This window comes from Thermomonas sp. HDW16 (genome assembly GCF_011302915.1).
In the GTDB taxonomy this organism is placed as follows: domain Bacteria; phylum Pseudomonadota; class Gammaproteobacteria; order Xanthomonadales; family Xanthomonadaceae; genus Thermomonas.
Genome location: NZ_CP049872.1, coordinates 887712 through 913546 on the forward strand (window position 1 = coordinate 887712; position 25835 = coordinate 913546).

The following is a 25835-nucleotide window of genomic DNA, read 5'->3' on the forward strand; positions in this document are numbered from 1 at the left end:
GATTCAGGCTGCAACGGACAGCGCGGGCGGAGCGCCGGCGATCAACGCATCGAAATAATCGCGGGTCAGCTGCAACTGTTCCTGCGCGGTCTGTGCGCGATTGACCACCGCGCGGAACGCGGTGTTCTCGGGCCGGTCCTTCGCATACCAGCCCAGGTGCTTGCGCGCGATGCGCACGCCGGAGACTTCGCCATAGAACGCATGCAGCTGCTCGAGGTGGCCGAGCAGGATGTCGCGCACCTCAACCAGCGAGGGCTCCGCCAGCAGTTCACCGCACGCGAGGTAGTGTGCGATGCGCCCGAAGATCCACGGCCGCCCCTGCGCCGCGCGGCCGATCATCACCGCGTCGCAGCCGGTGGCATCCAGCACGGCCTTCGCCTTTTGTGGCGAATCGATATCGCCATTGGCGATGACGGGAATCTTCAGCATCGCCTTGATCGCGGCGATGGTCTCGTATTCGGCAATGCCGGTGTATTGCTGGTCGCGGGTGCGTCCATGCACCGCCAACGCGGCGATGCCTGCGTCTTCGGCGATGCGGGCGATCTCGGGCGCGTTTTTGTGGTCCGCATCCCAGCCGGTGCGGATCTTCAGGGTGACCGGCACGTCGACCGCCTTGACCACCGCTTCGACGATGCGCGCGACCAGCAGTGGCTCGCGCATCAGCGCAGAGCCGGCCCAGGCGTTGCACACCTTCTTGGCCGGGCAACCCATGTTGATGTCGATGAGTTGCGCGCCGTGGTCGACGTTGTAGCGCGCGGCCTCGGCCATCACCTCCGGCACGGTGCCGGCGATCTGCACGCTGATCGGGTCTGGCTCGTCGACATGATCCATCCGGTGCAGCGATTTCACCGTGTTCCAGAAGCGCGGATCGCTGGTGGTCATTTCAGACACCGCCAGTCCCGCGCCCAGCCGTTTGCACAGCAACCGAAACGGCTTGTCGGTCACCCCCGCCATCGGCGCCAGGAGTACCTTCGGTTCGATGCGGTAGGGGCCGATCTGCATGCGCCGCATTCTACCGGCCAACAAGCGAAAGGCCCGCCGGAGCGGGCCTTTGTGCATTCACATGCGATGGCATCAGGCGGTGGTATCGGCCACGCTGGCGCTTGGTGCGTTCTCCATCACCGAGCGGATGCCGTTGTCGCGCGCGGCGTCTCCGCTGTACATCTCGCTCTTGCCGATGATCTGGCCGTTGCTGGCCTTGAGGTTGAAATAGGGGCTGCCGTCCTTCGCGGACTTGCGCTCGAAGTTGGCATCGTCCTGTGCGTGCTTGCGCACGGAGTCGATCCCGTTCGTGCAGCCGTCCTTGTCGCCGTAACCCTCGCTGGTCAGGATGACCTGGCCGTTGCCGGCCTTGAGGTTGAACTGGTAATCGCCATTGCTGCGCTTGCTGATCTCGAACTTGCCGGCCATGCTGCCTCCGAGTGAGTGACGTGAGCTTCCTGAGCCCACGGCGAGGGTAGGACAGACGAAGTGAGCGCGAAGTTAAGAGCCGTACTTCGCCAGCAATTCGTCTTCGCGAGGCATCGCCAGTGCGGCACCGGCGCGTTCGGTGGAGAGCCCGGCATAGCGGCTGGCGAAGCGCGTGTGTTCGGCGAATGCGCGTTGCGGCCGCTGTGCGAGCGAGGCTGCCAGCGAACCGTTGAAAGCGTCGCCGGCGCCAGTGGTGTCGATCGCGCGCACCGCTTCGGCAGCGATGCGGTAACACGCGGTTTCGTCGCCCCGCAGGTTGGTTTCCGGGTGCGAAACGAAGCAGCCGCTTGAGCCGAGCGTCACGACTACGGTGCTGTCGTGGCCCAGCTGGCGGCACAGGGCATGCAGCCGGGCCTGGTCGATGCCGGCAACCGCATCGGCCTCGATCCGTTCGCCGACATGGCGGCCGAGCAGGGCAACGAACTCGGTTTCGTTCGGGGTCAGGATGTCGGCGAGTTCGAGCATCGCGCCGGGCGCGGCGACATTCGCCGGTGCCGGGTTGAGGATGGTTGTTGCGCCCAATGCACGCCCCCGTTCGAGTGCCTGGGCAATCGCGTCGATGGGCGACTCTAGCTGCGCCAGCACTACGGCCACATCGTCGAACGCCGCCAGCGATGCGGCAACGAACTCCGCGCCCAGCGCCGCGTTCGCGCCTGGCCCGATCACGATGCTGTTGCGGCCTGCGGCATCCACGTAGATGCCGGCAGTGCCAGTGGGTGCGCTGCTTTCGGCATCGCGCAGGTCGATGCCGTCCGCTACGCACAGCGCACGCGCGAGCTGCGCGCCGAGGTCGCCACCAAGGGCGCAGATGAAGCTGGTCTTCGCACCGGCGCGGCGCGCGGCCATCGCCTGGTTGAAGCCTTTGCCGCCCGGGCCGCTGGCGTATTCGCCGCTGAGCGTGGCACCGGGTTGCGGCAATGTCGCCACGCGCCAGACATGGTCGACATTGAAGGAGCCGACGACAGTGACGCGTGGCATGCGATCAGCCGCCGAACGAGCTCAGCACGCCGGCGATCGTCGCGGTCATGAAGGTGGCGATGGAGCCGCCCAACACCGCGCGCAGGCCGAACTTGGCCAGGTCGCCACGACGTTCCGGCGCAAGGCCGCCGATGCCGCCGATCTGGATCGCGATCGAGCTGAAGTTGGCGAAGCCGCACAGCGCATAGGTCGCGATCAGGCGGCCCTGGTCGGTCAGTGCCACGCCGGCGACCTTGCCGTTGACGATGTCGGCCAGCTGCAGGTAGGCGACGAACTCGTTGATCACCACCTTTTGGCCGATCAGCGAACCGACGGTGGTCGCGTCCTGCCACGGCACGCCGATCACCCACGCCAGCGGCGCGAGTATCCAGCCGAAGATCGCGGCGAGGTCGGTCGGCTTGCCCAGCGCGGCCGACAGGCCGGTGACGTCGCCCAGCCAGGTCAGCGGCGCGTTGAGCATCGCGATCAGGGCGATGAAGGCCAGCAGCATGGCGGCAATGTTCAGCGCCAGCTTCAGGCCGTCCGCGGCGCCGCCAGCGGCGGCGTCGATCACGTTGCTGGCGGTTTTCTCGACTTCCATCTTCACCGTGCCGCGGGTCAGCGGTTCGCCGGTTTCCGGGATCAGCAGCTTGGCGACCACCAGCGTCGCCGGTGCGGCCATGATCGATGCGGCCAGCAGGTGCTTGGCGTAGAACGCCTGCTGTTCGGGATCGCTGCCGCCTAGCATGCCGACGTACGCGGCCAGCACGCCGCCGGCGATATGGGCCATGCCGCCGATCATCATCGTCAGCAATTCGGAATTGGTCATCCGCGCGATGTAGGGGCGCACGGTCAACGGTGCCTCGGTCTGGCCGATGAACACGCTGGCGCAGACGCTGGTGGTCTCCGCGCCGGACACGCGCATCACCTTGGTGATCGCCCAGGCCATGATCCGCACGATGAACTGCATCACCCCGAGGTGGTACAGCACGCCCATCAGCGCGGCGAAGAAGATGATCGTCGGCAACACCTGGAAGGCGAAGATGAAGCCGAACTTGCTGGTGTCCATCAGGCTGCCGAAGATGAAATTCGAGCCTGCGGCGACGAAGCTGAGGATCTTCACGAAGCCATGGCCGAGGGCATCGAACACCTCGCGCCCACCCGGCACCAGTAATACCAATGCGGCGAAACCGATCTGCAGGGCGACGCCGGTGGCCACCAGCTTCCAGTCGACCGCGCGCTTGTTGTTGGAGAACAGCCATGCGATGCCAAGCAGCACCGCAAGGCCGAACAGGCCGAAGCCGATCCGCCCGAGAGCTTCCATCCGAATCCCCGCCTGCATTCATCGATAAGTCGGTGCAGGGTAGGTCAGGCCCCGCGACCCGGCAAGCGCCGCGGTGGTTCAGGGGTCGCGTGCCAGCACCCGGTTGCGGCCTTCCTGCTTGGCATGGCGCAGGCGCAGGTCGGCACGGCGCAGCAATTGCGAGAGGTCGGCACCGTCCTGCGGCCAGCTGGCCACGCCGGCGCTGAAGGTCAAGCGCATCAGCTCGGCACCGTGCTCTGGCAGGAACGGTTGCGATGCGACCGTGCGGCGCATCGTCTCCAGGCGCTCCCAAGCACGACCGGTCGGCAATGGCAGCAGCAACGTGAATTCCTCACCGCCCAATCGAGCCAGCCAATCGCCGTCCTGCATCTGCTGGTTCAGCACGTCGACCACGTGCTTGAGTGCCCGGTCTCCAGCGAGGTGGCCGAGTTCGTCGTTGATCCGCTTGAAATAATCCAGGTCGATCAGGCACACCGACAGGGAGCCGCCGTTGCTGCGGGTGGCGTCGAGCATGCCCGGGAAACGGTGTACCAGCCACGTCCGGTTGGGGAGTCCGGTCAGTCCGTCGGTGCCGGACATGTCCACCAGCTTCTGCATGCGGTAGACGATCGTGGCGGTGATCGCGGTCATCAGCGCCAGCAGCACCAGCCGCTGGATCTGGTTGGATGCAGTCGCGGTGCCGTAGTCGATTGAAGCCAACTGATCCGGGTTGCGCACCAGCGCGAAGACCGTGACCGACAGCAGTGCATATTGCGCGAGGGCCAAGGTGCCGCTGTACAGGGTCAGGCGGCCGTCGTTGCGCAGGGCGGTCATGCCGATGGCGATCAGGTAGAACACCCAAACAACCATGCTGTTGAGCCCGGTGACGGGCGAATCGAGAGCGAATCCCGCCAGCACCAGGGTCGTCAGGCTGATGTCGTAGGTAGTCGTGGCCCAAGGCAGCCAGCGATAACGTTGCGGCTGCCTCGCGAGCGCCAGCCAAACTTGCGACATCACGATCGCCATCACCGCACCGACCAGGCCGATCATGGTCTCGCCGTACTTGCCGCCGCCCACCAGGTTGATCAGCGGCAGCAACAACAGGAACAGCGACAACGCCGCTCGCAGCCGCGCCACCAGCAGCTCGCCGCCGGCACCCAGTTCCAGCATCAGCGCGTCAGGTCGTGCCAGCAGGCGACACCAGGAATCGCGCAGATCGGAGAGCGTGTGAGTCTCGAAGTCACCCATGCGCGCGGAGCATAGCGTGCCCGGGATGTATCAGGTCGGCAGACCGGAAAAAGCAGCCCACAGTCCCAGCGCCAGGAACACGCAGGCTGCGGTGATGCGCGCGGCTTTCAGCGGCAGTTTGGCGGCGAACTTGCTGCCTAGTGCGACCACCGGCACATTCGCCAGCAGCATGCCGATGGTGGTGCCGGAGACCACCTGCCACAGCGAGGAATACTTCGCGGCCAGCAGCACGGTAGCGACCTGGGTCTTGTCGCCGATCTCGGCGATGAAGAATGCGATCACGGTGGCGATGAAAGCGCCATGCGCCGGCAGTTTCTCGTCCTCGTCCAGTTTGTCCGGCTTCAGCGTCCACAGGGCGATGCCGATGAAACTGGCGGCGACGATCCAGCGCAGCGTCTGCGCAGTCAGCCAACTGGCGGCGAGCTGGCCGATCCACGCGGCCAGCGCGTGGTTGAGCAGGGTGGCCACCAGGATGCCGGCGATGATCGGCCACGGTTTGCGGAAACGTGCGGCCAAGAGCAGCGCCAGCAACTGGGTCTTGTCGCCGATTTCGGCGAGCGCCACGGTGCCGGTGGAAACGAGCAGTGCATCCAACATGGGAACTCCGGGGCCGGGCGTTGCGGATGGACGCGAAAGCAAACGCCACGTCGCCCGGCCGGGTGCGCGGCGCCTGCCTTCGGTCTTGCCCTGCCGGCATCGCTGCCGGAATCGTGCGCCATGGCCTGCCGACCAAGTGTGTTGACGCACGGGCCGCGACATCGCATCACGGCGGGCTACTCCCCGGAGGAAGAGTCCGCACATTATAGAGGAAGTACGTGAATGCGCCTCGACGTGTTGCCGGCGCTGCCTACAATGCGGGTTCCGCACCATTTGGATCATCCGCCATGCAGTATCGCCGCCTCGGTTCCTCCGGCCTGCAACTCTCGGCGCTGTCGTTCGGCGCCTGGGTGACCTTCGGCAACCAGGTCGGCCGTGGCGCGGCGCGCGAGATGATCGCCGCCGCCTGGGATCATGGCGTCAATTTCTTCGACAACGCCGAGGGCTATTCCAACGGCGAGGCGGAAAAGGTGATGGGCGATGTGCTGGCCGACCTGCGCCTGCCGCGCGATGGCTGGTGCGTGTCGAGCAAGGTGTTCTTCGGCTCCGCCGTGGATCCGCGGCCGACCCAGAAAGGCCTGTCGCGCAAGCATGTGCACGACGCGTGCCACGCCGCGCTGAAGCGGCTGCGGGTCGATTACCTCGATCTGTATTTCTGCCATCGTCCGGATCCGCAGACGCCCATCGCCGAAACCGTGTGGGCGATGGACACCCTGATCCGCCAGGGCAAGGTGCTGTACTGGGGCACCTCGGAATGGAGCGCCGAGGAAATCCGCGAGGCGCACCGCGTCGCGCAGGCGCACAACCTGGTCGCGCCGACGATGGAGCAACCGCAGTACAACCTGCTGGATCGTCAGCGCGTCGAAGTGGAATACGCGCCGCTGTACGCCGACTACGGCATGGGCACCACCATCTTTTCGCCGCTGGCGTCGGGCCTGCTCACCGGCAAGTACAACGATGGCATCCCGGCGGATTCGCGGCTCGCGCAGGATGGCTACGAGTGGCTGCAACGCAACCTGCGCGGCGACCGCATCGAAAAATTGCGCGCTTATTCGGCGCTGGCGGCGGAGCTTGGCGTGGCGCCTGGCACGCTGGCCATTGCCTGGTGCCTGCGCAATCCGCATGTCTCCACGGTGATGCTGGGCGCATCGAGGTTGTCGCAGCTGTTGCAGAACTTCGAAGCGCTGGAGGTTTCGCAGCGTTTCGATGACGCCACATGGCAAAGGATCGCTGCATCGGCAGCCTGAAGCAGGGCGCTTGACTCGATAATGAGAATCATTATCATCAATGCGACTGTCAATGGAGTGCCGCCGTGTCCGCCATTCTCGAATCGGTTTCGATCCGTCATCGGTTGCAGCTGGTCAAGCCTGCCGCGAAGCAAGCGGTTGCGACCCCCGAACTAGCCGTCGACAGCCGCGGCCTGTTGCAAGGGCGCAACGAAGTCCTGATCCGCCACGGCAACGAAACCTATCGCTTGCGGCATACCCGCAACGACAAGCTGATCCTGACCAAGTAGGGAGTACGTCCCCTGCTGGAATACGAAGCCCCGTGATGCGGGGCTTCGTCATTCCGGAGATCACCCGCCCTTCGGTGGCGCAGGCGGTGGCGGCAGCGGCAGTCCGTCACCCTCGATGATGGTCTTGTTGCCCTTGTCGTCCACGATCACCTGCACGCGTTTCTCGACGCGCTTGCCATCCTTCGGCATGGCCTGCACCCAGGCGGGTGGTGTGTCATCGGCATCGCCTTCCCATTCGCTGCGCTTGCCGTCCTTGTCGACCATCACGAACCTGCGCTTCTGGATGCGTTCGCCATCCTTCGACATCGACGCGGTACGGGCACGGGGCGCATTGCCGTCGCCATCTTCGAAGGTCTGCACCTTGCCGTCTTCGCCCACGAAGATCATCTTGCGATGCTCGATGGCACCCGGCATGCCGGGTGCGCGCGGTGCCGCGATTCGCGGCACCGCGAACGGCAGCGCTTTCGGCACGCTGACGTGTGCAGTGGCGCTGTTGCGGTCGCGCAGGTAGTCCACTGCGACCTTGGCATCGGCGGGTTGCGCACGCAGCGCTTCCATCGCTTCGCGTGGGTTGTTGACCGACTTGCCACCGATCCTGCGGATCACGTCGCCGGCCTGCAGGCCTTCCAGGTCATTGCCGGTGCTGAGCACCAGCACGCCTCCGCTGGTGCCGAAATAGCGGCCCAGTTGTGCATCGACCGCGGCGAGGTTGAGGCCGTTCCAGCGGAAGGCTTCGGCCAGCACCGGGAACTTGCAGTTCTCGCCTCTGCAGTCATTGCCCAGGCGAATGACTTCGGTGCGCACGTCGGGTGCGATCATCGCCCAGTCGGCACGCGGCCCGTCACCGATACGAACAAACTGCAGGTGCCTTTCGGAGCGGGGCTGATGTTCGGTGATGCGGTCGGCTTCGACATCGATCCGTCCATCGGGCGTTTCGATGATGTGCACGTCGTCGTCGAAGTTCGGAACAGCATCGGCATCGAGGCCGGGAAACACCACCAGGCGGTCTCCCACTTTTGGCGTCAACGCCACGACTTGCGTCTTGCCATCGCGTTCATAGCCAAGCTTGATCATGGTCTTGGCATCGAGTGCCGCCAATCGTTCGCGTACTTCGTCGACGCGTGCCGTGCCGTTGGCGGCCTTGATCGCCATGCCGTCGATGCTGACGATGCGGTCGCCGCTCTTCAGCCCGCCCGCGGCGGCGGCGCTGTCCGGGGTGACGCCGGCGATGCGCACGCCGGCTGCGTCATCGGGCGCCAGCAACACGCCGATCACCGGCTTGCGCAGTACCCGCTTCTCGATGCGGATTGGCGCATCGGCACCGCCGTATTCGCGTTGCAGTTCGGCGAAGCGTTGCGCGGCCTTGTCGAGATCGGCGCGGGCGGCATCGAGTTGTTTCTGCTGCGCCGGCGTTGGCGTGGATTGGGCGATGGCGGCCCCGGACAACGCCACGCCCAGTGCAAGCGCGAGCAGGGTGGGTTTGGACAGCCATTCGGCTGTTGGACGCGGGGTCGAAGTGTTCATGCGGGCCTCGTGGCGATGAAGAAGAATTGGCGGATTAATCGATGCTGACCAGTGCGGCGTCGTAGGTCTGGCCACGGGCGGCGTACAGGCGGTTGGTGGTTTCGATGCCGACCAGTTGTTGCAGTGTGTCCACCCGCTGGCCCCACAGGTTGGCGCGTTGCGCATCGCTGAGTCCGGGCTGGATCAAGGTGGCATCGATGGCGGCGACTCGGCCGTCGAGTTCGTCGCTCAGTGCGGCGCTGGTGCCGCTGGCAACGCGGTCATCCCGCGCCATCGCCAGCAGGCTTTCCAGTTGCGCGGACTGTGCGTAAAGCGGTTCCATGTCGATGGACATCGATGTGCCTGGTGTATCCGTTCCGGCGACGCGGCTGGCATCCGTTGGTTGTTCGGCGCTGCGGATCGGACGCTGCGAAGGTGATGGCTGGCTGGCGCGGCGCGGCCGGTCGCGGTTGGCGACAGGTGTCGATACCGTTTGCGCTGCACTGGCGATGGAAGGCGGTGGCGTGATCGGTGCGATAGCCGTGACGGTGGACGGCGTTGCTGCCGCTGCAACGGCTTGAGGCGTAGGCGCGAGCGCGGGTTCCGCTTGCCGCAGCATCCGCAACGGGATCAGCACGACCAATGCGAGCGTAGCCGCCGTCGCCAGCCACAGTGGCCAGCGCGTGCGCGGACGTGTTGCGGGCGATGGCAGGCGCGCTTGCACGCGTTGCCAGCCGCCGTTGTCAGGCGCTTCCTGCGGGAGGGCGGCGAAGGCGTCGCTCCAGCTGCGGGTCTTGTTTCGATCGAAGTCTCCGGCATCAGGCATGTGCCTGCTCCTTCCTATCAATATGTGCAGCCGCAGGTTCGGTCACCTGCAGCAAGGCACGCAGGCGGCGGGTGCCGCGCGCCAGCTGCGATTTCGAGAAGCTCACGCTGCGCTCCACCGCGGCGGCGATCTCTTCGTGCGTATAGCCTTCTGCGTGGTACAGCCAGAGCACGCTGCGGGTGGCGGCCGGCAATTCGCCTAGCGCGCGCTGCAGCAGCACGGCATCGGCGGCAGCCGGCGGTGGCGGTGCATGGTCTTCGGCGATGTCGTCGGTCTCCACGCCACCCAGTTCCAGCGACAACCGGCGCTCGCGCCGTAGCCGCTGCAATGCTTCGTTCACCGCGACCTGCCGCAGCCAGCCCCAGAACGGGCTGCCGCCGTCGCCACGGAAGCTGCCGATGCCGGACCATAGTTTCAACATCGTCTCCTGCAGGATCTCGTCGGCCTCGTTGCGGCTGCCGCAGATGCGCAGCGCCAGGGTGAACACCGGCCGTTCGAACCAGCGGTAGAGCTGCTCGAACGCGGCCGGATCCCCGGCCCGCGCACGCGCGAGCAGGGAGGCGGGGACGTCGATCGCGAAGCTCGAACGGGTGGTCATCTAACTGTCTGGATGCTGCCGGAGGTAAAAAGGTCGCAAACGGGATGAAATATCGTCCGCCAACGGCGACGCCTATACTCGACACATTCTTCGGGGAGAAAATTCCATGGGCTCGATTCTCGCGCTGATCCTGCTGTTCGCCGGCATCGTGATCCTGTTCAAGACCGTGCGCATGGTGCCGCAGGGCTACGAATGGACGGTGGAGCGCTTCGGCAAGTACACCCACACCATGAGCCCCGGCCTGCACTTCCTGGTTCCGGTCGTGTACGGCGTGGGCCGCAAGATCAACATGATGGAACAGGTCATGGACGTGCCCAGCCAGGACGTCATCACCAAGGACAACGCGGTGGTGAAGGTCGATGGCGTGGTCTATTTCCAGGTGCTGGATGCGGCCAAGGCGGCGTATGAAGTCGCCACGCTGGAAATCGCGGTGCTGAACCTGGTGATGACCAATATCCGCACCGCGATCGGGTCGATGGACCTGGACGAGTCGCTGTCCAAGCGCGACGAGATCAATACCAAGGTGCTGCATGCCGTCGACCAGGCCACCCATCCGTGGGGACTCAAGGTCAATCGCATCGAGCTGAAGGACATCCAGCCGCCGCGCGACCTGGTCGATTCGATGGCCCGGCAGATGAAGGCCGAGCGCGAAAAGCGCGCCAACATCCTCGAAGCCGAAGGCTTCCGCCAGGCCGCGATCCTCAAGGCCGAGGGTGAGAAGCAGTCGGTGATCCTGGAAGCCGAAGGCGGCCGCGAAGCCGCGTTCCGCGAAGCCGAAGCGCGCGAGCGTCTGGCCGAGGCGGAAGCCAAGGCGACCCAGATGGTGTCCGACGCGATCGCTTCGGGCAACGTGCAGGCGATCAACTACTTCGTGGCGCAGAAGTACATCGAGGCGTTCAAGGCGCTGGCCGAAGCGCCGAACCAGAAATTCGTGATGATGCCGATGGAGTCGGCCGGCGTGATCGGTTCGCTGGGCGGCATCGCCGAGCTGGCGAAGGAAGCGATGGAGCGTCAGCCGAGCGGCAAGCTGCCGAAGGCGGGAGGCTGAGCCATGCGTTGGGACGTATTCGCCTGGGCGGCGTTCGCGCTGCTGCTGTTCGCCGCCGAGGCGTTGGCGCCCGGTGCCTTCATGCTGTGGCTGGGCTTCGCGGCCGTGGCCGTGTTCGTCGGCGTATTGCTGATCCCGGGCATCCCGGTGTTGGCGCAGGCCGCGGCGTTTGTCGTGCTCGGTTTCGTGTCGATCCAGGTCTATCGCAAGTGGTTCCGTACGCGCGAACGCCAGAGCGACCAACCCGCGCTCAACCGCCGCACGGCGGCGCTGGTCGGGCGGGTGGTGTCGCTGGAACGGGCGATCGTCGATGGCCGCGGCCGTGTGCAGATCGCCGATGCGTATTGGGACGTTACGGGGGCTGATTTACCCGTAGGAGCCGCGGTGCGGATTGTCGGTGGCGATGCGATGAGCCTGCAGGTCGAGGCGGCCTGATTTGATCGCGAGCGCCGTTGGCATGGGCATGAAGCGAATCATGTTCGGGTTGGTGGTGATGCTTGCGGTAGGCGGTGCCCCGGCGCAGGAGCGCGCGCACGGCTGGATCGGCAAGGCGGTACCGCCGTATCCGGAAGGCGTGGAGCAGCAGCAGGGCAGCTGCATCGGCGACGGTGCGGGCGGCGGGCCGGAGCGCATCTGTCATCACATGGTGAGCGTGGTGTTCGACCCGCAGTCGAAGCTGCGCACCTTGCTGGTTGTGCAGGAACTGCCGCACTTCGGGAAAAACAGCATTGGCATCGTGACCGATGCGTTCGAGCCCGAGGAACTTGACGATGCCGCATGGCAGGTATCGGTCGGTGCCTGCCAGCAGACGGGGCAGGACGACGGGCGCATCGTCGCCATCGTCAAGCCGCATGACGTCGAGTGGCTTGGCGCACGGCGCGCCTGGCGCGTGGATGGCGAAGGCCGGATGCAGACGCTGCCGGCCAAGGGCGTGCGTTGCCGCAACGAAGGCTACGGCTACGACGGCTGACGGGCGGGGAAATCGCCGGTGCGGTACTGCATACCGGCGCGTAGGGCGCACCCAGTCTGGGATAATGCCCGCCCCACGCAGGCAGGCAGCCCGATGACCCAGAAGACGATCCTCAATGAGACCCATCGTGCGCTCGGCGCCAAGATGGTCGACTTCGGCGGCTGGGACATGCCGATCCACTACGGCTCGCAGCTCGACGAACACCATCTGGTGCGCACGGCTGCCGGCATGTTCGACGTCAGCCACATGACCGTGGTCGACCTCACCGGCACCAAGGTGCGCGAGTTCCTCCGCCACCTCGTCGCCAACTCAGTGGACAAGCTGCAGAAGCCCGGCAAGGCGTTGTACACCGCGATGCTCAACCCGCAGGGCGGGGTGATCGACGACCTGATCGTCTATTACATGTCGGAAGACTGGTTCCGCCTGGTGGTGAACGCCGCTACCCGCGAGAAGGACGTCACCTGGATCACCGAACAAGCCAAGGCCTTCGATGTCAGCGTGCGCGAACGCCCCGAGTTCGGCATGGTCGCGGTGCAGGGCCCGACCGCGCGCGAGAAGGTGGTCGGCCTGCTGCGCGAGGAAGACCGCACGCCGGTGTCCAAGCTGCTGCGTTTCTCCGCACGCGAGGCGAAGACCATTGGTGGCGTCGAGGTATTCGTCGCCCGCACCGGTTACACCGGCGAGGATGGCTTCGAGGTGATCGTGCCCGAGGCGCAGACCGTGGCGTTCTGGAATGAACTGCTGGCCGCAGGCGTGAAGCCGGCTGGCCTGGGCGCACGCGACACGCTGCGTCTTGAGGCCGGCATGAACCTGTACGGCCAGGACATGGACGATACGATTTCGCCATACGAGGCGGCATTGGGCTGGACCGTGGTGCTCGACGAGGGCCGGGACTTCATCGGTCGCAGCGTGCTGGAAGCGCAGCAGGCCGATGGTGTGCCGCGGCAGATGATCGGCTTGGTGATGGACGAGAAAGGCGTGTTGCGCCACGGCCAGAAGGTGGTCACCGCCAATGGCGAGGGTGAGATCCTGTCCGGTACCTTCTCGCCCAGCATCGGCAAGGCGATCGCTTTCGCCCGCGTGCCGGCCGGCGAGCCCGGCGACGTGCGCGTGGATATCCGCGGCAAGGAAATCCCGGTGCGCGTGGTCAAGTTCCCGTTCGTCCGCGAAGGCAAGATCCAGGACGGCATCCTCTGATTGCGTCATGGGTGAATTTTCACCCGCAGCTTCGCTAGACTTTCCCCAGCCCATCCCCCGCAACGTTCCACTGGAGCCACAGCAATGAGCGAAATCCCCGGCGACCTCAAGTTCCTCAAGTCCCACGAATGGGCCCGTGTCGAAGGCGACGGCAAGGTCACCGTTGGCATTTCCGATCACGCCCAAGGCCTGCTCGGCGACCTGGTCTACGTCGAACTGCCAAATGTCGGCGATACCGTCCAGGTCGGCACCGCATGTGCGGTGGTGGAGTCGGTGAAGGCTGCGTCCGACGTGTACGCGCCGGTCAGCGGCAAGGTGGTCGAGGTCAACGCCGCACTGGTCGACAAGCCGGAAACGATCAATGAAGACGCCTACGGCGACGGCTGGTTGTTCACGATGGAGATCGATGATGCCGAGCAGCTCAACGAGCTGCTGAGTCCGGACGACTACGCCGAATTGCTGGAAGACGAAGACCACTGACATCGCCTCCTGCCCCTGGAAGCGGCATCGGAACCCGCGGCTAACACCGCGGGTTTTTCGTTTCCCGGGTTGCAAAAAACCGCGAACGAGACGCGTCGGCGGTTCGCGATTCGCGAAAAAAGTTCGCGCAGTTTTGCGCAATCGGGCTTGTGCGACGCGCAAAGGTGAGGTTGTGCGTGCTGTGGCGAACGCGGCGTGGCGAGCTTGTTCGCGCGCTCGTGCATGGGTAATCGATGACGCGTGATGTCATCCGTGCGCGTGCATGCGCGAACGATGAGTATCGAAGAAAGTCGCTTTTTTCCCTGCGTTTTTGCATTTGCTTCCCAATGTCCGCGTATCGACGCGCGTGCACTGCATGCTGCGTGCGAGTGGCCGCGACGAGGCGCGCGGCACCCGGCGCACAAGCGAGGCGAAAAAAAATTGCGACAGGTTGTTGACAGTCGGAAAAACCGTGATTAGGTTTCGCCCAAGCAGACGTTCCCTGCAGAAGCGAGTGAGAAAACAAAACGCGATCACCGGCCGCATCACATGCACCTCCACCAGCAGCATCAAATGGTGGACGCCGGCATCGCCATCCCTCGCGGAAACGGGAAGCGCCCATGATCGAAACCTGCAGCGTCAGCCGCCGCAGGTTTTTTATTGGGTGCGGGACGTCGTCAGCGGCATTGCAGTGGATCGCAGGTCGCCAACCCATCCGACCGGTGCGCCTGGCGCGTCGGCGGTCGCTCGCGGGTCCGATACCCGTGGTGTTTTTTGAAACTGGGCTTTACCGAAATACCCATTGACGAGGAGCCATACCATGGCCGTTAAGAAAGCTGCAAAGAAGGCTGCTAAGAAGCCGGCCGCCAAGAAGGCGGCGAAGAAAGTCGCCAAGAAGCCGGCGGCGAAGAAGGTAGCGAAGAAGAAGGTTGCCAAGAAGCCGGCCGCCAAGAAGGCTGCCAAGAAGGTCGCGAAGAAGCCGGCCGCCAAGAAGGCCGCCAAGAAAGTAGCGAAGAAGGTAGCGAAGAAGAAGCCAGCCGCCAAGAAGACTGCCAAGAAGGCCGTCAAGAAGGTCGCGAAGAAGGCTGCCAAGAAGGTAGCGAAGAAGCCGGCCGCCAAGAAGGCCGCCAAGAAGCCTGCTGCGAAGAAGGCTGCCAAGAAGCCTGCTGCGAAGAAGGCTGCCAAGAAGCCTGCTGCGAAGAAGAAGGCTGCCAAGAAGGCCAAGCCGGTTGCAATGCCGGCGATGCCCGCTCCGATGATGTAAGACGCACTGGTCGGGATCACCCGATCAGGCAGTCGCTGCACCCTGAAGACCCTTCCCGTTGCCCAGGCGGGAGGGGTTTCTTTTTTGCTGCCGTGTGCGATGCACGCCGGCGGATCGAAGCGTCGGGAATGCCGACTTTTTTGCCGAACCGTTCGAATGCTTCAGTTTATTCCGGCGATGCGGTTGCGGCGGAGGCATCCACGCCAGCCGGTCCGGATTCATCGGCATACATCGTCGGTTCCGGTGCCGTCACGTCGTCATCCAGCCACTGGCCGCCGGTCAGCCCCAGCACGTTGTCGATGATGGTCGGCAGCAGCCCGGAAGGCAGGGCGCTCTCGCTGTTCCACAGGATCGCGATACCGATGTCGTGGTCGGGCAGGAGGGCCATCGCGCCGCGATAACCCTGCACCGCGCCGCCGTGGAAGACCAGGTCATGGCCCGCGTAGTTGAAGGCACGCCACCCCAACGCATACCCAGCGGAACTCAGGCGCGTGCGGCGCCACGAGGAGCCACGCAATTCGCTTGGAGTGGAGATCACCGGCGCGTGCAGCGTGGCCAGCAGCGGGGCAGGCAATACATCCGGACGATGGCCTGTCTGCGCGATCAGCCACTGCGCCATGTCGCTGATGCTGGCGTTGACGCCTGCGGCAGGTGCGACGCGGTAGTAGTTCGGCTTCGGCATCAGCGGCACCCAGCCGCCACGGCCGCGTACATGCGGCTTGGCCCAGCGCGCACTGGCTTCGATGCCTTCCAGTCCGTAGCTGGCGTCGTGCATGCCCAGCGGCTTGAAGATGCGGCGCGCGACTTCTTCGCTGTAGAACTGGCCGGTGGCGGCAAACACCACGTCGCCGACCAGGCTGAATGCCACGTTCTGGTAGGCGTAGCACTGGCCAGGCGCGCAGGTCATCGGCGCATTCGCCATCTTCATCGTCAGCGCATGGAAATCGGCATTGCCTTCCAGGTCGCGGTCATAGGCGTTGCGTGTGAGACCCACGCGATGGCTGAGCAAGTCCGCCACGGTGACCTGTTGCGCGGCATTCGGTTGCGACAGTTTGAAATCGGGGACGTAATCGGTCAGCTTGCTGTCCCAGCGCAGCACGCCGTCGTTGACCAGGATGCCGGTCACGGTGCCGGCGAAGGATTTCGACAGCGAGGCCAGGCGGAACACGGTATGCGCATCCACCGGTTCGCCGTTGCGCGCGTCGGTGACGCCGTAGCCGCGCGCGCTCAGCACGCGGCCGTTCTGCACGATGGCCACGGCAAGACCGGGGATGCGGCCGCCGGCGACCATCTGCTGCGCCATCGCCTCGAAGCTGCGCACGTCGATCGGATGCGCTGAGGCCTGCACCGCGTTCGATGGGTAGGTGGGCGCGTTGGCGGAGTGCGCGATTGTTGGGGATGCTGGTGGGCTGTGCCACTTCAGCCCGCTCTGCGCGGCTGAGCCCAAGGCCATTGGCAGCAGTGCCGCCACTAGCCCGATACGCCAAGCCTGCCGAGTGCTGTTGTCTTTCATCGGCCTTGCCCCCTGCGTATGCTGCGAACTGCGCCTGATTCTAGCGCCTGTTTCCACGATTGCATGAATGAGGGGAGCTTTGATGCTTACGCTTTTGATATTGCTGGTGATTGTGGCCGCCGTCGCATTCTGGGGCGTGGGTATCTATAACGGACTGGTGACCGCGCGGAATGCGTTCAAGAATGCCTTCGCGCAGATCGATGTGCAGTTGCAGCGGCGCTTCGACCTGATCCCGAACCTGGTGGAAGTCGCCAAGCAATACATGAGCCACGAGCGCGAAACGCTGGAAGCCGTGATCGCCGCGCGTTCAGCCGCACAATCCGGTCTGTCCGCAGCGAAGGCGAAGCCCGGAGATCCGGAGGCGATGGCCACGCTTGCCGTCGCACAGGGTCAGTTGAATGCTGGCCTGGGTCGTCTGCTGGCAGTGGCCGAGGCCTACCCGGATCTCAAGGCCAACCAGAACATGATGCAGCTCACCGAGGAGCTGACCAGCACCGAGAACAAAGTCGCGTTCGCGCGGCAGGCGTTCAACGATGCGGTGATGGCCTACAACAACAAGCGCGAAGTGTTCCCCAACAGCATCTTCGCCGGCATGTTCAATTTCGCACCGGCCACCCTGCTGGAGATCCCGGCGGACAAGCAGGTCGAAGTGCGCGCCGCGCCGAAAGTGCAGTTCTGATCCAAGTTAACGCCGGCCGCGCGCGCGCGACTGGCGTCGTTCGGGGGCGACACGGATGAATTTCTTCGAACAACAGGCCGCCGCGCGGCGCCACTCGTCGCGGTTGGTACTCCTGTTCGCGCTGGCGGTGGTCGGCATCGTGATCGCGGTGGACATCGCCACATGGGCGACCACCGGCTCCACCGGCGCGTTGGCGTTCAGCACCATCGCCACGCTGGCGGTGATCGGGTTTGGCTCGATGTACCGCATCGCCAGCCTGCGCGGCGGCGGCGAGCCGGTCGCCTTGCAGATGGGCGGAGTGCCGGTGTCGGAAGACACCACTGACTTCAATTTGCGCCGGTTGCGCAACGTGGTGGAGGAAATCGCCATCGCTTCCGGCGTGCCGGTGCCGAAACTCTACGTGCTGGAGCACGAGGCCGCGATCAATGCCTTCGCCGCCGGCTACTCCACGTCCGATGCCGTGGTCGCGGTCACCCGAGGCGCATTGGACAAACTCAATCGCGACGAACTGCAGGGCGTGATCGCCCACGAGTTCAGCTACATCCTCAACGGCGACATGCGCCTGAATATCCGCCTGATCGGCGGACTGTTCGGCATCCTGATGATCGGCTTGATCGGTCGCAAGATCCTCTGGCACGGGCGCTTCAGTGGCCGTAACAAAGGAGCCGGCGCGGTGCTGGGGGCGGCGATCGTGGCGATGGCGGTCGGCTACGTCGGCCTGTTCTTCGGCCGCATGATCAAGGCCGGCGTAAGTCGTTCGCGCGAGACCCTGGCCGATGCCAGTGCGGTGCAGTTCACCCGACAGGCGCAGGGATTGGCGGGTGCGCTGAAGAAGATCGGCGGCCTGCACGAAGGCGCGAAATTGAACGACCGCAGCGATGCCGAGGAAGTCAGCCACATGCTGTTCGGCGACGGCGTTGGCTTCTCCGGATTGTTCGCCACCCATCCGCCGCTGCTCAAGCGCATCCAGGCGCTGGAGCCCGGCTTCAACAGAGAAGCGCTGGAGCACCTGCAGGCGAAGTGGCTGGCGTCGCCGCCCAGTGGCCTGGACGAAGACGTGCAGCTGGGGTTGAACGGGGCGAGCGGCTCGTGCCTGCCCGGCGTATCGCAACAAATCGATGTGACACCACCGATGGTCGCCGCGCAGGTCGCCTCACCGGCTGCCGACGACTACAAGCGCGCCGACGCCATCGTTGGCAGCATTCCCGAAGCGCTGCGCGATCTTGCCGGGCAACGCGATGCGGTGATGCCGTTGCTGCTGGCCTTGTTGCTGGCCGACGATGAGGCGCTGGCGTCGTTGCAGCAAGAAGAGGTCGCCGCGCGCATGGGCGCTTCAGCCGCCGAGCACGCTATGCGCATCCACCAGCAACTGACCGCCGACCTGCATCCGATGTTGCGCTTGCCGCTGGCGGCATTGGCCTTCCCGGTGCTGCGGCTGCGCCCGCGACCGGAACTGGGGACATTCCTCGATGCCGTGCATGCGGTGGTGAACGCCGACGGGCAGGTCTCGCTGTTCGAGTACTGTCTGGGCCGGTTGCTGACCGTGCAGGTGGTGGAATCGCTGGATCCGTCGCGTTATGCACGCTTCGGCCGGAGAAAGCCCGGTAACGTGCGCAACGAATTCGCCACGCTGCTGGCGGTCGTCGCGCAGGCCGGCCATGACGATGCCGCGTCCGCGCAACGCGCCTACCTTGCAGGCTTGCAGCGCGTGCTGCCGCGCGACCACCTGCCGTACGCGCCGCCGGCCAACGGCGTGTTGGCGCTCGACGCCGTGTGGGAGCCGCTGGATGCGCTGGATCCGCTGGCCAAGCAGGCGATGGTGGAAGCCGTCACCGCCTCCGTCAGCCACGACGGCCGCGTCAGCGTGGCCGAATCCGAACTGCTGCGCACCATCTGCGGCGTGTTGCATTGCCCGTTGCCGCCGATGCTGGAAAGGGGGTGATATCCCGATTCCGCTGGTTGTCAGACGCAGCCAGCGTCGCCCGGGTAGAGCCAAAGGCGAAATCCGGGATTCTTTGCGTCATCCAAGAAACGACGGTTCGATTGCGGTGCATTCCCGGGTTTCGCTGTGCTCTACCCGGGCCATGTGTTGGATCTCGCGTTGATCAACCCGCATTGATCAGATCCGCCGCACGCTCCGCGATCATGATCGTCGGCGCGTTGGTGTTGCCGCCGATCAGGCTTGGCATCACCGAGGCATCGACTACACGCAGGCCATCGACGCCACGCACGCGCAGGCTGGCATCGACCACCGAAGCCTCGTCGTCGCCCATCCGGCAGGTGCCGACCGGGTGGTACACGGATTCGGCCTTGGCGCGGATGAATTCGATCAATTCGGCATCGGACAGGTCGTTGCGCTTGGGGAAGATCGGCGCGCCGCGGTAGGGGTCGAACGCGCGCTGGGCAAAGATCGAGCGGCTGATCTTGGCGCACTCCAGCATCATCTTCAGGTCGAAGCCTTCGGCGTCGCTGAGGTAATTCGCCTGGATGCGCGGCTTGTCGCTGGCGCGGTTGCTGGCAAGCGTCAGCCGGCCGCGGCTGCGCGGGCGCAGGAAGCAGGCGTGCAGGGTGTAGCCGTCGCCCGAGAGACGGTTGCGGCCGTGGTCGTCGAGCATCGCCGGCACGAAGTGGAACTGGATGTCGGCGCGTTCGTCCGGTGCCAGTGGCGAGCGGAAGAAGCCGCCGGCCTCGGCGAGATTGCTGCTGCCCGCGCCCTTGTGGCCGCGCAGGAAGTAGTCGAACGCCATCTTCGGTTCGTTGATGCGGTCGTAGGTGATGCGCCGGGTCGAGTGCTGCAGCGTGCAGACATCGAGGTGGTCTTGCAGGTTGCCGCCAACACCTGCTGCATCGTGCACCACGTCGATGCCGAGCCGGCGCAATTCATCGGCCGGGCCGATGCCGGACAGCATCAACGTCTGCGGCGAATTGATCGCGCCACCGCACAGGAGGATTTCGCGCGCGGCGGGCTGGTGGAAGGCCTTGCCCAGCATCGAATAAGTCACGCCGTTGGCACGGCGACCGTCGAAGGTGATGCGGCTGACCAACGCGCCGGTATGCACGGTCAGGTTGGGCCGCGGCTTGGCCGGATCGAGGTAGGCAACCGCGGACGAGCAGCGCGCACCATCGCGCTGGGTGACCTGGTACAGGCCGGCGCCCTGTTGTTGCGGGCCGTTGAAATCGTGGTTGGCGGGGATGCCGGCCTGGCCTGCGGCATCGATGAACACCTGCGACAAAGGATTGCTGTGGCGCAGGTCGCTGACGCTGAGCGGCCCATCGCCGCCGTGCAGCGCATCGCCGCCACGCGTGTTGCCTTCGGAACGCTTGAAGTAGGGCAGCACCGCGTTCCAGTCCCAGCCGGTGGCTGTCTGCGCCCAGTCGTCGTAGTCGCGCGGCACGCCGCGGATGTAGCACATCGCGTTGATCGAACTGGAACCACCCAGAACCTTGCCGCGCGGCCACCACAACGTGCGGTTGTCGAGCTGCGGCTCCGGCGCGGTGTCGTAGTCCCAGTTCACGCCCTTGCGGTTGACCAGTTTGGCCAGCCCGGCGGGCATGTGGATGAAGGGATGCCAGTCGCGCGGGCCGGCTTCCAGCAGCAGCACCTTGACGTTGGGGTCTTCGCTCAGGCGATTGGCGAGCACGCAGCCGGCGGAACCGGCGCCGATGATGATGTAGTCGAACACTGACCGTCCCGCAACGATGACCCGTGGACGCTATGCGCCATCGCTAGAGCAAATGCTCGGTGGAATGCAAGGGTGGTGCGGTTGCGTGCGCCGGGTTACCGTTGCGCAACGCCGCGTTCGGGTTCGATGCACGCCATGACGGAAGCCACCGCCACGACCGGACGATTCGGCCGTTTTCGCAACGCGCTTGGCGAATCGCCGCCGCTGCTGTGGTCGTTCCTGTATTTCTTCTGCCTGCTGAGCGGCTATTACGTGCTGCGCCCGGTGCGCGAGGCGATGGGTGCCTCCAACGACGTCGCCACCGTGTTTCCGCCGGCGATGATCGAGTTCTTCACCGCGCGCGGCATTTCGCTGAAAGACCTCACCCTGCAGATCCTGTTCACCTGCACCTTCCTGATCATGCTGGTACTGCAGCCGGTCTATGGCTGGCTGGTCAGCCGCTATCCGCGCCGGATCTTCCTGCCGGTGGTGTACGGCTTCTTCATCGTCACACTGCTGGGGTTCTACGTGATGTTCGACAGCGGCGTGCCTGGTCGCGGCATGGCGTTCTTCCTGTGGATCACCGTGTTCAACCTGTTCGCGGTGGCGGTGTTCTGGAGCTTCATGGCCGATGTCTACGACAACGTCGAGGCGCGTCGCTACTACGGCTACATCGGCGCGGCCGGCACCATCGGCGCGATCGTAGGTCCGATGCTGACCCGCGCATTGGTCGAGCGCATCGGCATCGCCAACCTGATGTTGGTTTCGGCCGGGTTCCTGCTGATGTGCATCGTCTGCCTGCTGCGACTGCGCGCGCATGCAGTGCAGCGCGAGGCGCAGCGCAAGATCACCAGTGGCGAAGTACCGATGGGCGGCACCGTGTGGGCCGGCCTGAAGTTGGTGGTCAAGGAACCGCTGCTGCGCTGGATGGCGGTGCTGACCCTGTTCGGCGTGGGCGTGGGTACGCTGCTGTACAACGAGCAGGCGGCGATCGTGCGCCAGTTCTATCCGGATCCGGAATTGGCGACCGCGTACTACGCCAACATCGACCTAGCGGTGAACGCGCTGACCCTGTTCGTGCAGATTTTCGTCACCCGCGCACTGCTGTCGCGCTTCGGCATCGGCCCCGCGCTGCTGATTCCGGGCGGCGCGATCATTCTGGGTTATGCCGCGCTGGCGGCATCGCCGCTGCCGCTGCTGGTGGCGGTGGTGCAGGTGGTGACCCGCGCCAGCGAGTTCTCGCTGGCCAAGCCCGCGCGCGAGACGATCTACACCCGCGTGCCGCGCGAATGGCGTTACAAGGCCGGCGCGGCCATCGATACGGTGATCTATCGCGGCGGCGACCTCACCTTCGTCTGGGTGCACAAATTCTTGGCCGCGTTCGGCTCGCAGGCGGTGTTCGGCGCTGGCCTGCTTGTCGCATGCGGCATGACCATGGGTGCATTCGGCGTGCTGCGCGAGGCGAAGAAATTGCCCGAGGCGCGCGCGCGCGGAGATGGCGCATCGGACTGATCAAGCATGTGTTGCGTTCGCGCCGGCAGCGCTGGGCGTGGGCGCTGTTCCTTGCCGTGCTGATGGTCGCGGTGTACGGCTTCGTCATCGAGCCCGGGCGATTGATACAGCGCGATTACATGCTGGCCTTGCGCGGCTGGCCGGCCGCCTGCGATGGCCTGCGCATCGACGTGGTGGCCGATACCCATACTGGCTCACCGCGCAACGGCGTCGAGCATCTGGATCGCTGGGTACAGGCACTGATCGACAGCGACGCGCCCATCGTGTTGATGGGCGGCGACTACGTGATCCTCAGCGTGCTGGCTGGTACCTACGTACCCGCAGACGTCATCGCCGAGCACTTGAAGCCGCTGACCGCGCGCAAGCAGGTGTATGGCGTGCTGGGCAACCACGATTGGTGGAAGAACGGCAAGGAAATTTCGCGCGCGTTCTCCGCGGCGGGCGTGAAGATGATCGACAACCGGGCACTGCCGGTGCAGGTTGGGGCCTGTCGCTTCTGGCTGGCCGGCCTGGGCGACAAGCTGGAAGGCCGGCCGGATGTGCCGGGCACGTTCGCGCGCATTCCTGCTGGCGCGCCGGTGATCGCGCTGACCCACGAGCCATCGCTATGGCCGCGATTGCCGTCGACAGCGGCGCTGACCGTGGCCGGGCATACCCATGGCGGGCAGATCAATCCGTTTGGCGTGTTCACGCCGCGTCGGTTTCGCGCGGACTCGCACGCATTGCGTGGTGTCTATGCCGAAGGCGGACACACGCTGTTCGTCACACCTGGTATCGGCACCAGCATCCTGCCGATGCGGTTGGGGGTGCCACCGGAGGTTTCGCGGTTGAGGTTGCGGGGGGATGCGGCCAGCGCGGCGACAAGGATACCGCCGCGCTGAATCTTGATGCGTCCACGGAAAATCAGTGGTTGATGATGATTGGATCCTTGACAGTGGCGGCGATGCTCGTTTCGGTGCAGTAGACCTTGTGGTTGTAGAGGACGCAGAGCCTGTAGACCCATCTTCCATCGCTGTCGCCATTGGAATGGGTGTCGGTGATCGACATGGAATTTCCATTCGAACCCCGTGCCGGTTCGCCGAATATCTCGCTGGATGGAGGCGGATCGGTGACCCATTGAAACCCCGGCTCCGGGTCGGACATGGGCACGAATTCGCCTCCGGTCAGCACGCCGTTCAGGTTCCAGGTGATGGTTTGCGGCTTGGTTTTCTTGTCGATGTGGATGTGTCCGTGGTCGTGCACGTCCAGGACGTTCGGGGTGACCGATGTATCCAGCGAGACATTGATGTTGTTGCTCATGGCGATCCTCGGGTTGTCGCATCCTGCGATGGCGCCGAACATCCGGGTTCAGCGTTTGGGGGAGGTCGTGGCCGCTGGGTACGCGGGCGTTGATGGAGGCGGCTTAAAGTCGTGATAACCGGCCGCTGACAGTGCCGTGGTGATCGGCTTCGCTTCATGCTTTCGGCCTAGTTGCGTCAACGCATCGGCCTTGAGTGCCAACAACCTGGGATCCTGGCGCGCGGAGGTCTGTACATCGATCGTTGCGAGCGCGCGTTCGGCCAGCGCTTTTCGCCGGCTTTCGGGGGACACGGAGGCCAAGCGCAGCCATGCATTAGCCGTGGCGAGCACGATGCCGCGATCCTGCTGGTTCTCTTTGAGCTGCGGTTCGAGGGTTTCGAGGGCGGAAGTCAGCTGGTTGTTCACCAGATCGGAATGCTTGCCCGAGGCGATGATCTGCTCGGCGCTTTCGGTCAGTGCGGCCGCATGTTCGCGTTGCCAAGCCGTTTGTTCAGGACTCGCCTTGATCATGGCTTCAAGCATTTCAAGCGACTGCCCAACTAGTTGCTTCGCGACCTCCGCTTGGCCACGTTGCCGTTCGATCTTGGCGAGCTGATAGGCATACAGTCCGATGTCGAATTGGTAGTTGGTACTGCCGGGTTCCATGACATTGAGTCGTTCGGCATCGTCCAGCGTTTGTCGAAGCAAGGCAGCGCCTTCGTCCAGCTGGCCGCCGAGCGCGAGCGTCCGTCCCAAGGTCGCTCGCGAAATCAGCAGTCGCTCGTGTTGCGCGTTGTTGCGCCGATCCCTGTCCAAGGAATGCTGCTGGATGACAAGATCGGCACGATAGCCGTTGATTGCCTTGGCAAGGTTTCCGCTCATCAGGGCCATCTTCGCCAAATTGTTGTGCGCCAGACCAAGCTGTCCCTGCCAGTCAAGGTTGTCCGGATCAAGAACCGCCAAGGGTTCCGCGGCAGCCAACATGCGCTCGTAGTTTTCCGCGGCTTCCTCGAAATGCCCGGTGGCTTCGAGGACGTGCCCATTGTTGTTGTCGACGTTCGTCAGTTGGTACAGCAGCCGTGGGTTGCCGGGGGCGTGCCGACGTGCCGCGGCAAGCACATTGTGGGTTGCATCGAAACCTTGTTGCGCGCCTTTCATGTCGCCCTGATACCAATGGGTCACCCCGATATAGGAAAGGATGTCGGCATAGGCGAGTTGTCGCGCCAGATCGGCGGGTCTTGCCCGGGCAAGCGGACCGGACAAGGCCGCTGCTGCCTTGAAGCTTTCCATCGCCTTCGGCAAGGCTCCCTGTTCGGAACGGACGATGCCGATCTTGACCAGCGCCTTGGCGCGCTGTTCCAGTGCCTCATCGGTGACATCTGTCTTCGGCAGCGACTGGAAGTACGCCATCGCCTTGTCGTTGACGGACGACAGGATGTCCAGGCGCCCCACTTCCGACAATTTGTCGTTGAGGTCGCCCAGCATGAAATCCACCAGCGTTTCCGCTTGCTTCTGCCGGCGCTCGGCGGCTTTTTTCGCCACCATCGCCTGCACCGCCAGCACGCTGGTCACCAGCATCACCACTACCGCCAACGCGGTGATCGCGGTCATGCGCAGGTGGCGGCGGCGCGCCTCGCGCTGGCGCAGGGTGTCCAGCGGCAGGCCGAACAGGCCAGCCAGCAGTTTCAACAGCGCGAGCGGTTTTCCGTCCTTGCCCGGGCGGGCATCGGCGGCGACGGGATTGGCCGGGGTGCTGTCGAGGTTGCCATCGGCATCCAGTTCATAGCGCAGGGCAGGCGGGAAGCATTCGTTCGCATCGCCGGAGTTCGGTTCGCCATCGACGATGAAGGCATAGATGCGATCGCCGCGACCCAGTCGCTTGAAGGTCAGGATTTCGGCATCGACATAAGTGGACTGCGCCGCGTTGGGCGAACACACCACCACCAGCGCTTCGGAATTTTCCAGTGCAGCCTGGATCTGCGGGCCCAGTTGGCCTGCGCTTGGCAGGTCATCACGGTCGCGGAAGATCGGACTCAGTCGTTCGGGCAACGGGCCATGCGTGCCCGTTGCGCCGCGCAGTCGCGACGGCAGGCGATACGCTTCCAGCCGGCGATGCAGCCAAGTGGCGTGGCGTGCGTCGGCGTGGCTGTAGCTGATGAAGGCGCGATAACGCAGACCCCACCTCCCGGGATCGCGCCGACGCCCCTGTTTCGCCGGCCAACCCAAGATGCAACG

The 25835-nt window shown here is 64.8% G+C and carries 26 protein-coding genes; 12 read left to right on the forward strand and 14 right to left on the reverse strand.

Annotated elements, in window-relative coordinates; all coding sequences use genetic code 11:
* Positions 1-3 precede the first annotated feature (3 nt).
* From dusB to G7079_RS03990, 6 genes are all read right to left on the reverse strand, one after another.
* Entirely contained in the window at positions 4-1002 is a 999-nt protein-coding gene (gene dusB, locus G7079_RS03965; RefSeq protein ID WP_166055779.1) for a tRNA dihydrouridine synthase DusB, read from the reverse strand.
* A 72-nt stretch (positions 1003-1074) separates the two neighbouring features.
* A complete protein-coding gene (locus G7079_RS03970) occupies positions 1075-1410 on the reverse strand; it encodes a YegP family protein (RefSeq protein ID WP_166055781.1) in 336 nt (111 codons plus the stop codon).
* Between the two features lie 72 nt (positions 1411-1482).
* Positions 1483-2448, reverse strand: a complete 966-nt coding sequence (locus tag G7079_RS03975; protein ID WP_166055782.1) for a ribokinase — start codon at positions 2446-2448, stop codon at positions 1483-1485.
* A gap of 4 nt (positions 2449-2452) precedes the next feature.
* Positions 2453-3751: a nucleoside transporter C-terminal domain-containing protein gene (locus G7079_RS03980; RefSeq protein WP_166055784.1), complete on the reverse strand. Its 1299-nt coding sequence runs from the start codon at positions 3749-3751 to the stop codon at positions 2453-2455.
* Between the two features lie 78 nt (positions 3752-3829).
* The gene (locus G7079_RS03985) at positions 3830-4978 is read right to left on the reverse strand and encodes a GGDEF domain-containing protein (protein WP_166055786.1); all 1149 of its coding nucleotides are present in this window, start codon (positions 4976-4978) and stop codon (positions 3830-3832) included.
* 30 nt (positions 4979-5008) lie between these two features.
* Positions 5009-5575, reverse strand: coding sequence for a TMEM165/GDT1 family protein (locus tag G7079_RS03990; RefSeq protein WP_240906234.1), 567 nt, complete (start codon positions 5573-5575; stop codon positions 5009-5011).
* A gap of 287 nt (positions 5576-5862) precedes the next feature.
* Here G7079_RS03990 and G7079_RS03995 point away from each other — a divergent pair, with 287 nt between their 5' ends.
* Together G7079_RS03995 and G7079_RS04000 are read left to right on the forward strand one after the other, a co-directional pair.
* Positions 5863-6822 carry an aldo/keto reductase gene (locus tag G7079_RS03995; protein ID WP_166055788.1) on the forward strand — a complete coding sequence of 320 codons (960 nt, stop codon included), beginning with the start codon at positions 5863-5865 and terminating at the stop codon, positions 6820-6822.
* A gap of 104 nt (positions 6823-6926) precedes the next feature.
* The gene (locus G7079_RS04000) at positions 6927-7091 is read left to right on the forward strand and encodes a hemin uptake protein HemP (protein ID WP_240906263.1); all 165 of its coding nucleotides are present in this window, start codon (positions 6927-6929) and stop codon (positions 7089-7091) included.
* A 60-nt stretch (positions 7092-7151) separates the two neighbouring features.
* On the opposite strand, the gene G7079_RS04005 is transcribed toward G7079_RS04000, so the two are convergent.
* From G7079_RS04005 to G7079_RS04015, 3 genes are read right to left on the reverse strand one after another with little or no spacing between them, the layout of a single operon-like run.
* On the reverse strand, positions 7152-8615 hold the full coding sequence (locus G7079_RS04005; RefSeq protein WP_166055790.1) for a PDZ domain-containing protein: 1464 nt from the start codon (positions 8613-8615) through the stop codon (positions 7152-7154).
* 34 nt (positions 8616-8649) lie between these two features.
* A complete protein-coding gene (locus G7079_RS04010; protein WP_166055793.1) occupies positions 8650-9420 on the reverse strand; it encodes a hypothetical protein in 771 nt (256 codons plus the stop codon).
* Positions 9413-10018, reverse strand: a complete 606-nt coding sequence (locus G7079_RS04015; protein WP_166055794.1) for an RNA polymerase sigma factor — start codon at positions 10016-10018, stop codon at positions 9413-9415. The genes G7079_RS04010 and G7079_RS04015 overlap by 8 nt, the downstream gene beginning before the upstream one ends.
* A 106-nt stretch (positions 10019-10124) precedes the next feature.
* Between G7079_RS04015 and G7079_RS04020 the strand changes: the two genes are divergently transcribed.
* The 5 genes from G7079_RS04020 (at position 10125) to gcvH (ending at position 13713) form a co-directional block, all read left to right on the forward strand.
* Positions 10125-11066: an SPFH domain-containing protein gene (locus tag G7079_RS04020; protein WP_166055796.1), complete on the forward strand. Its 942-nt coding sequence runs from the start codon at positions 10125-10127 to the stop codon at positions 11064-11066.
* A 3-nt stretch (positions 11067-11069) separates the two neighbouring features.
* A complete protein-coding gene (locus G7079_RS04025) occupies positions 11070-11501 on the forward strand; it encodes an NfeD family protein (protein WP_166055798.1) in 432 nt (143 codons plus the stop codon).
* Positions 11502-11529: 28 nt separating this feature from the next.
* On the forward strand, positions 11530-12036 hold the full coding sequence (locus G7079_RS04030; RefSeq protein WP_166055799.1) for a hypothetical protein: 507 nt from the start codon (positions 11530-11532) through the stop codon (positions 12034-12036).
* A 93-nt stretch (positions 12037-12129) separates the two neighbouring features.
* Complete coding sequence (gene gcvT / locus G7079_RS04035; RefSeq protein WP_166055800.1) at positions 12130-13233, forward strand: glycine cleavage system aminomethyltransferase GcvT; 1104 nt, start codon at positions 12130-12132, stop codon at positions 13231-13233.
* Positions 13234-13317: 84 nt separating this feature from the next.
* Positions 13318-13713, forward strand: coding sequence for a glycine cleavage system protein GcvH (gcvH, locus tag G7079_RS04040; protein WP_166055801.1), 396 nt, complete (start codon positions 13318-13320; stop codon positions 13711-13713).
* A gap of 246 nt (positions 13714-13959) precedes the next feature.
* On the opposite strand, the gene G7079_RS04045 is transcribed toward gcvH, so the two are convergent.
* A complete protein-coding gene (locus G7079_RS04045; RefSeq protein ID WP_166055802.1) occupies positions 13960-14262 on the reverse strand; it encodes a hypothetical protein in 303 nt (100 codons plus the stop codon).
* Positions 14263-14512: 250 nt separating this feature from the next.
* On the opposite strand from G7079_RS04045, the gene G7079_RS04050 reads away from it, so the two are divergent.
* Positions 14513-14956, forward strand: coding sequence for a histidine biosynthesis protein HisIE (locus tag G7079_RS04050; protein WP_166055803.1), 444 nt, complete (start codon positions 14513-14515; stop codon positions 14954-14956).
* A 166-nt stretch (positions 14957-15122) separates the two neighbouring features.
* On the opposite strand, the gene G7079_RS04055 is transcribed toward G7079_RS04050, so the two are convergent.
* Complete coding sequence (locus G7079_RS04055; RefSeq protein ID WP_166055804.1) at positions 15123-16469, reverse strand: serine hydrolase domain-containing protein; 1347 nt, start codon at positions 16467-16469, stop codon at positions 15123-15125.
* A gap of 82 nt (positions 16470-16551) precedes the next feature.
* Between G7079_RS04055 and G7079_RS04060 the strand changes: the two genes are divergently transcribed.
* Together G7079_RS04060 and G7079_RS04065 are read left to right on the forward strand one after the other, a co-directional pair.
* Positions 16552-17148: a LemA family protein gene (locus G7079_RS04060; RefSeq protein WP_240906235.1), complete on the forward strand. Its 597-nt coding sequence runs from the start codon at positions 16552-16554 to the stop codon at positions 17146-17148.
* A gap of 55 nt (positions 17149-17203) precedes the next feature.
* Positions 17204-19090, forward strand: coding sequence for a M48 family metallopeptidase (locus G7079_RS04065; protein WP_166055806.1), 1887 nt, complete (start codon positions 17204-17206; stop codon positions 19088-19090).
* 163 nt (positions 19091-19253) lie between these two features.
* Here G7079_RS04065 and G7079_RS04070 read toward each other — a convergent pair whose 3' ends face one another.
* Entirely contained in the window at positions 19254-20831 is a 1578-nt protein-coding gene (locus G7079_RS04070) for a choline dehydrogenase (RefSeq protein WP_166055807.1), read from the reverse strand.
* A 135-nt stretch (positions 20832-20966) separates the two neighbouring features.
* On the opposite strand from G7079_RS04070, the gene G7079_RS04075 reads away from it, so the two are divergent.
* Both G7079_RS04075 and G7079_RS04080 read left to right on the forward strand, forming a co-directional pair.
* Positions 20967-22322: an MFS transporter gene (locus tag G7079_RS04075; RefSeq protein WP_166055808.1), complete on the forward strand. Its 1356-nt coding sequence runs from the start codon at positions 20967-20969 to the stop codon at positions 22320-22322.
* A gap of 8 nt (positions 22323-22330) precedes the next feature.
* On the forward strand, positions 22331-23203 hold the full coding sequence (locus G7079_RS04080; RefSeq protein WP_166055809.1) for a metallophosphoesterase: 873 nt from the start codon (positions 22331-22333) through the stop codon (positions 23201-23203).
* Between the two features lie 22 nt (positions 23204-23225).
* On the opposite strand, the gene G7079_RS04085 is transcribed toward G7079_RS04080, so the two are convergent.
* Together G7079_RS04085 and G7079_RS04090 are read right to left on the reverse strand one after the other, a co-directional pair.
* Positions 23226-23621, reverse strand: a complete 396-nt coding sequence (locus tag G7079_RS04085; RefSeq protein ID WP_166055810.1) for a hypothetical protein — start codon at positions 23619-23621, stop codon at positions 23226-23228.
* 48 nt (positions 23622-23669) lie between these two features.
* Complete coding sequence (locus tag G7079_RS04090) at positions 23670-25826, reverse strand: toll/interleukin-1 receptor domain-containing protein (RefSeq protein WP_166055812.1); 2157 nt, start codon at positions 25824-25826, stop codon at positions 23670-23672.
* Between the last annotated feature and the right edge of the window lie 9 nt (positions 25827-25835).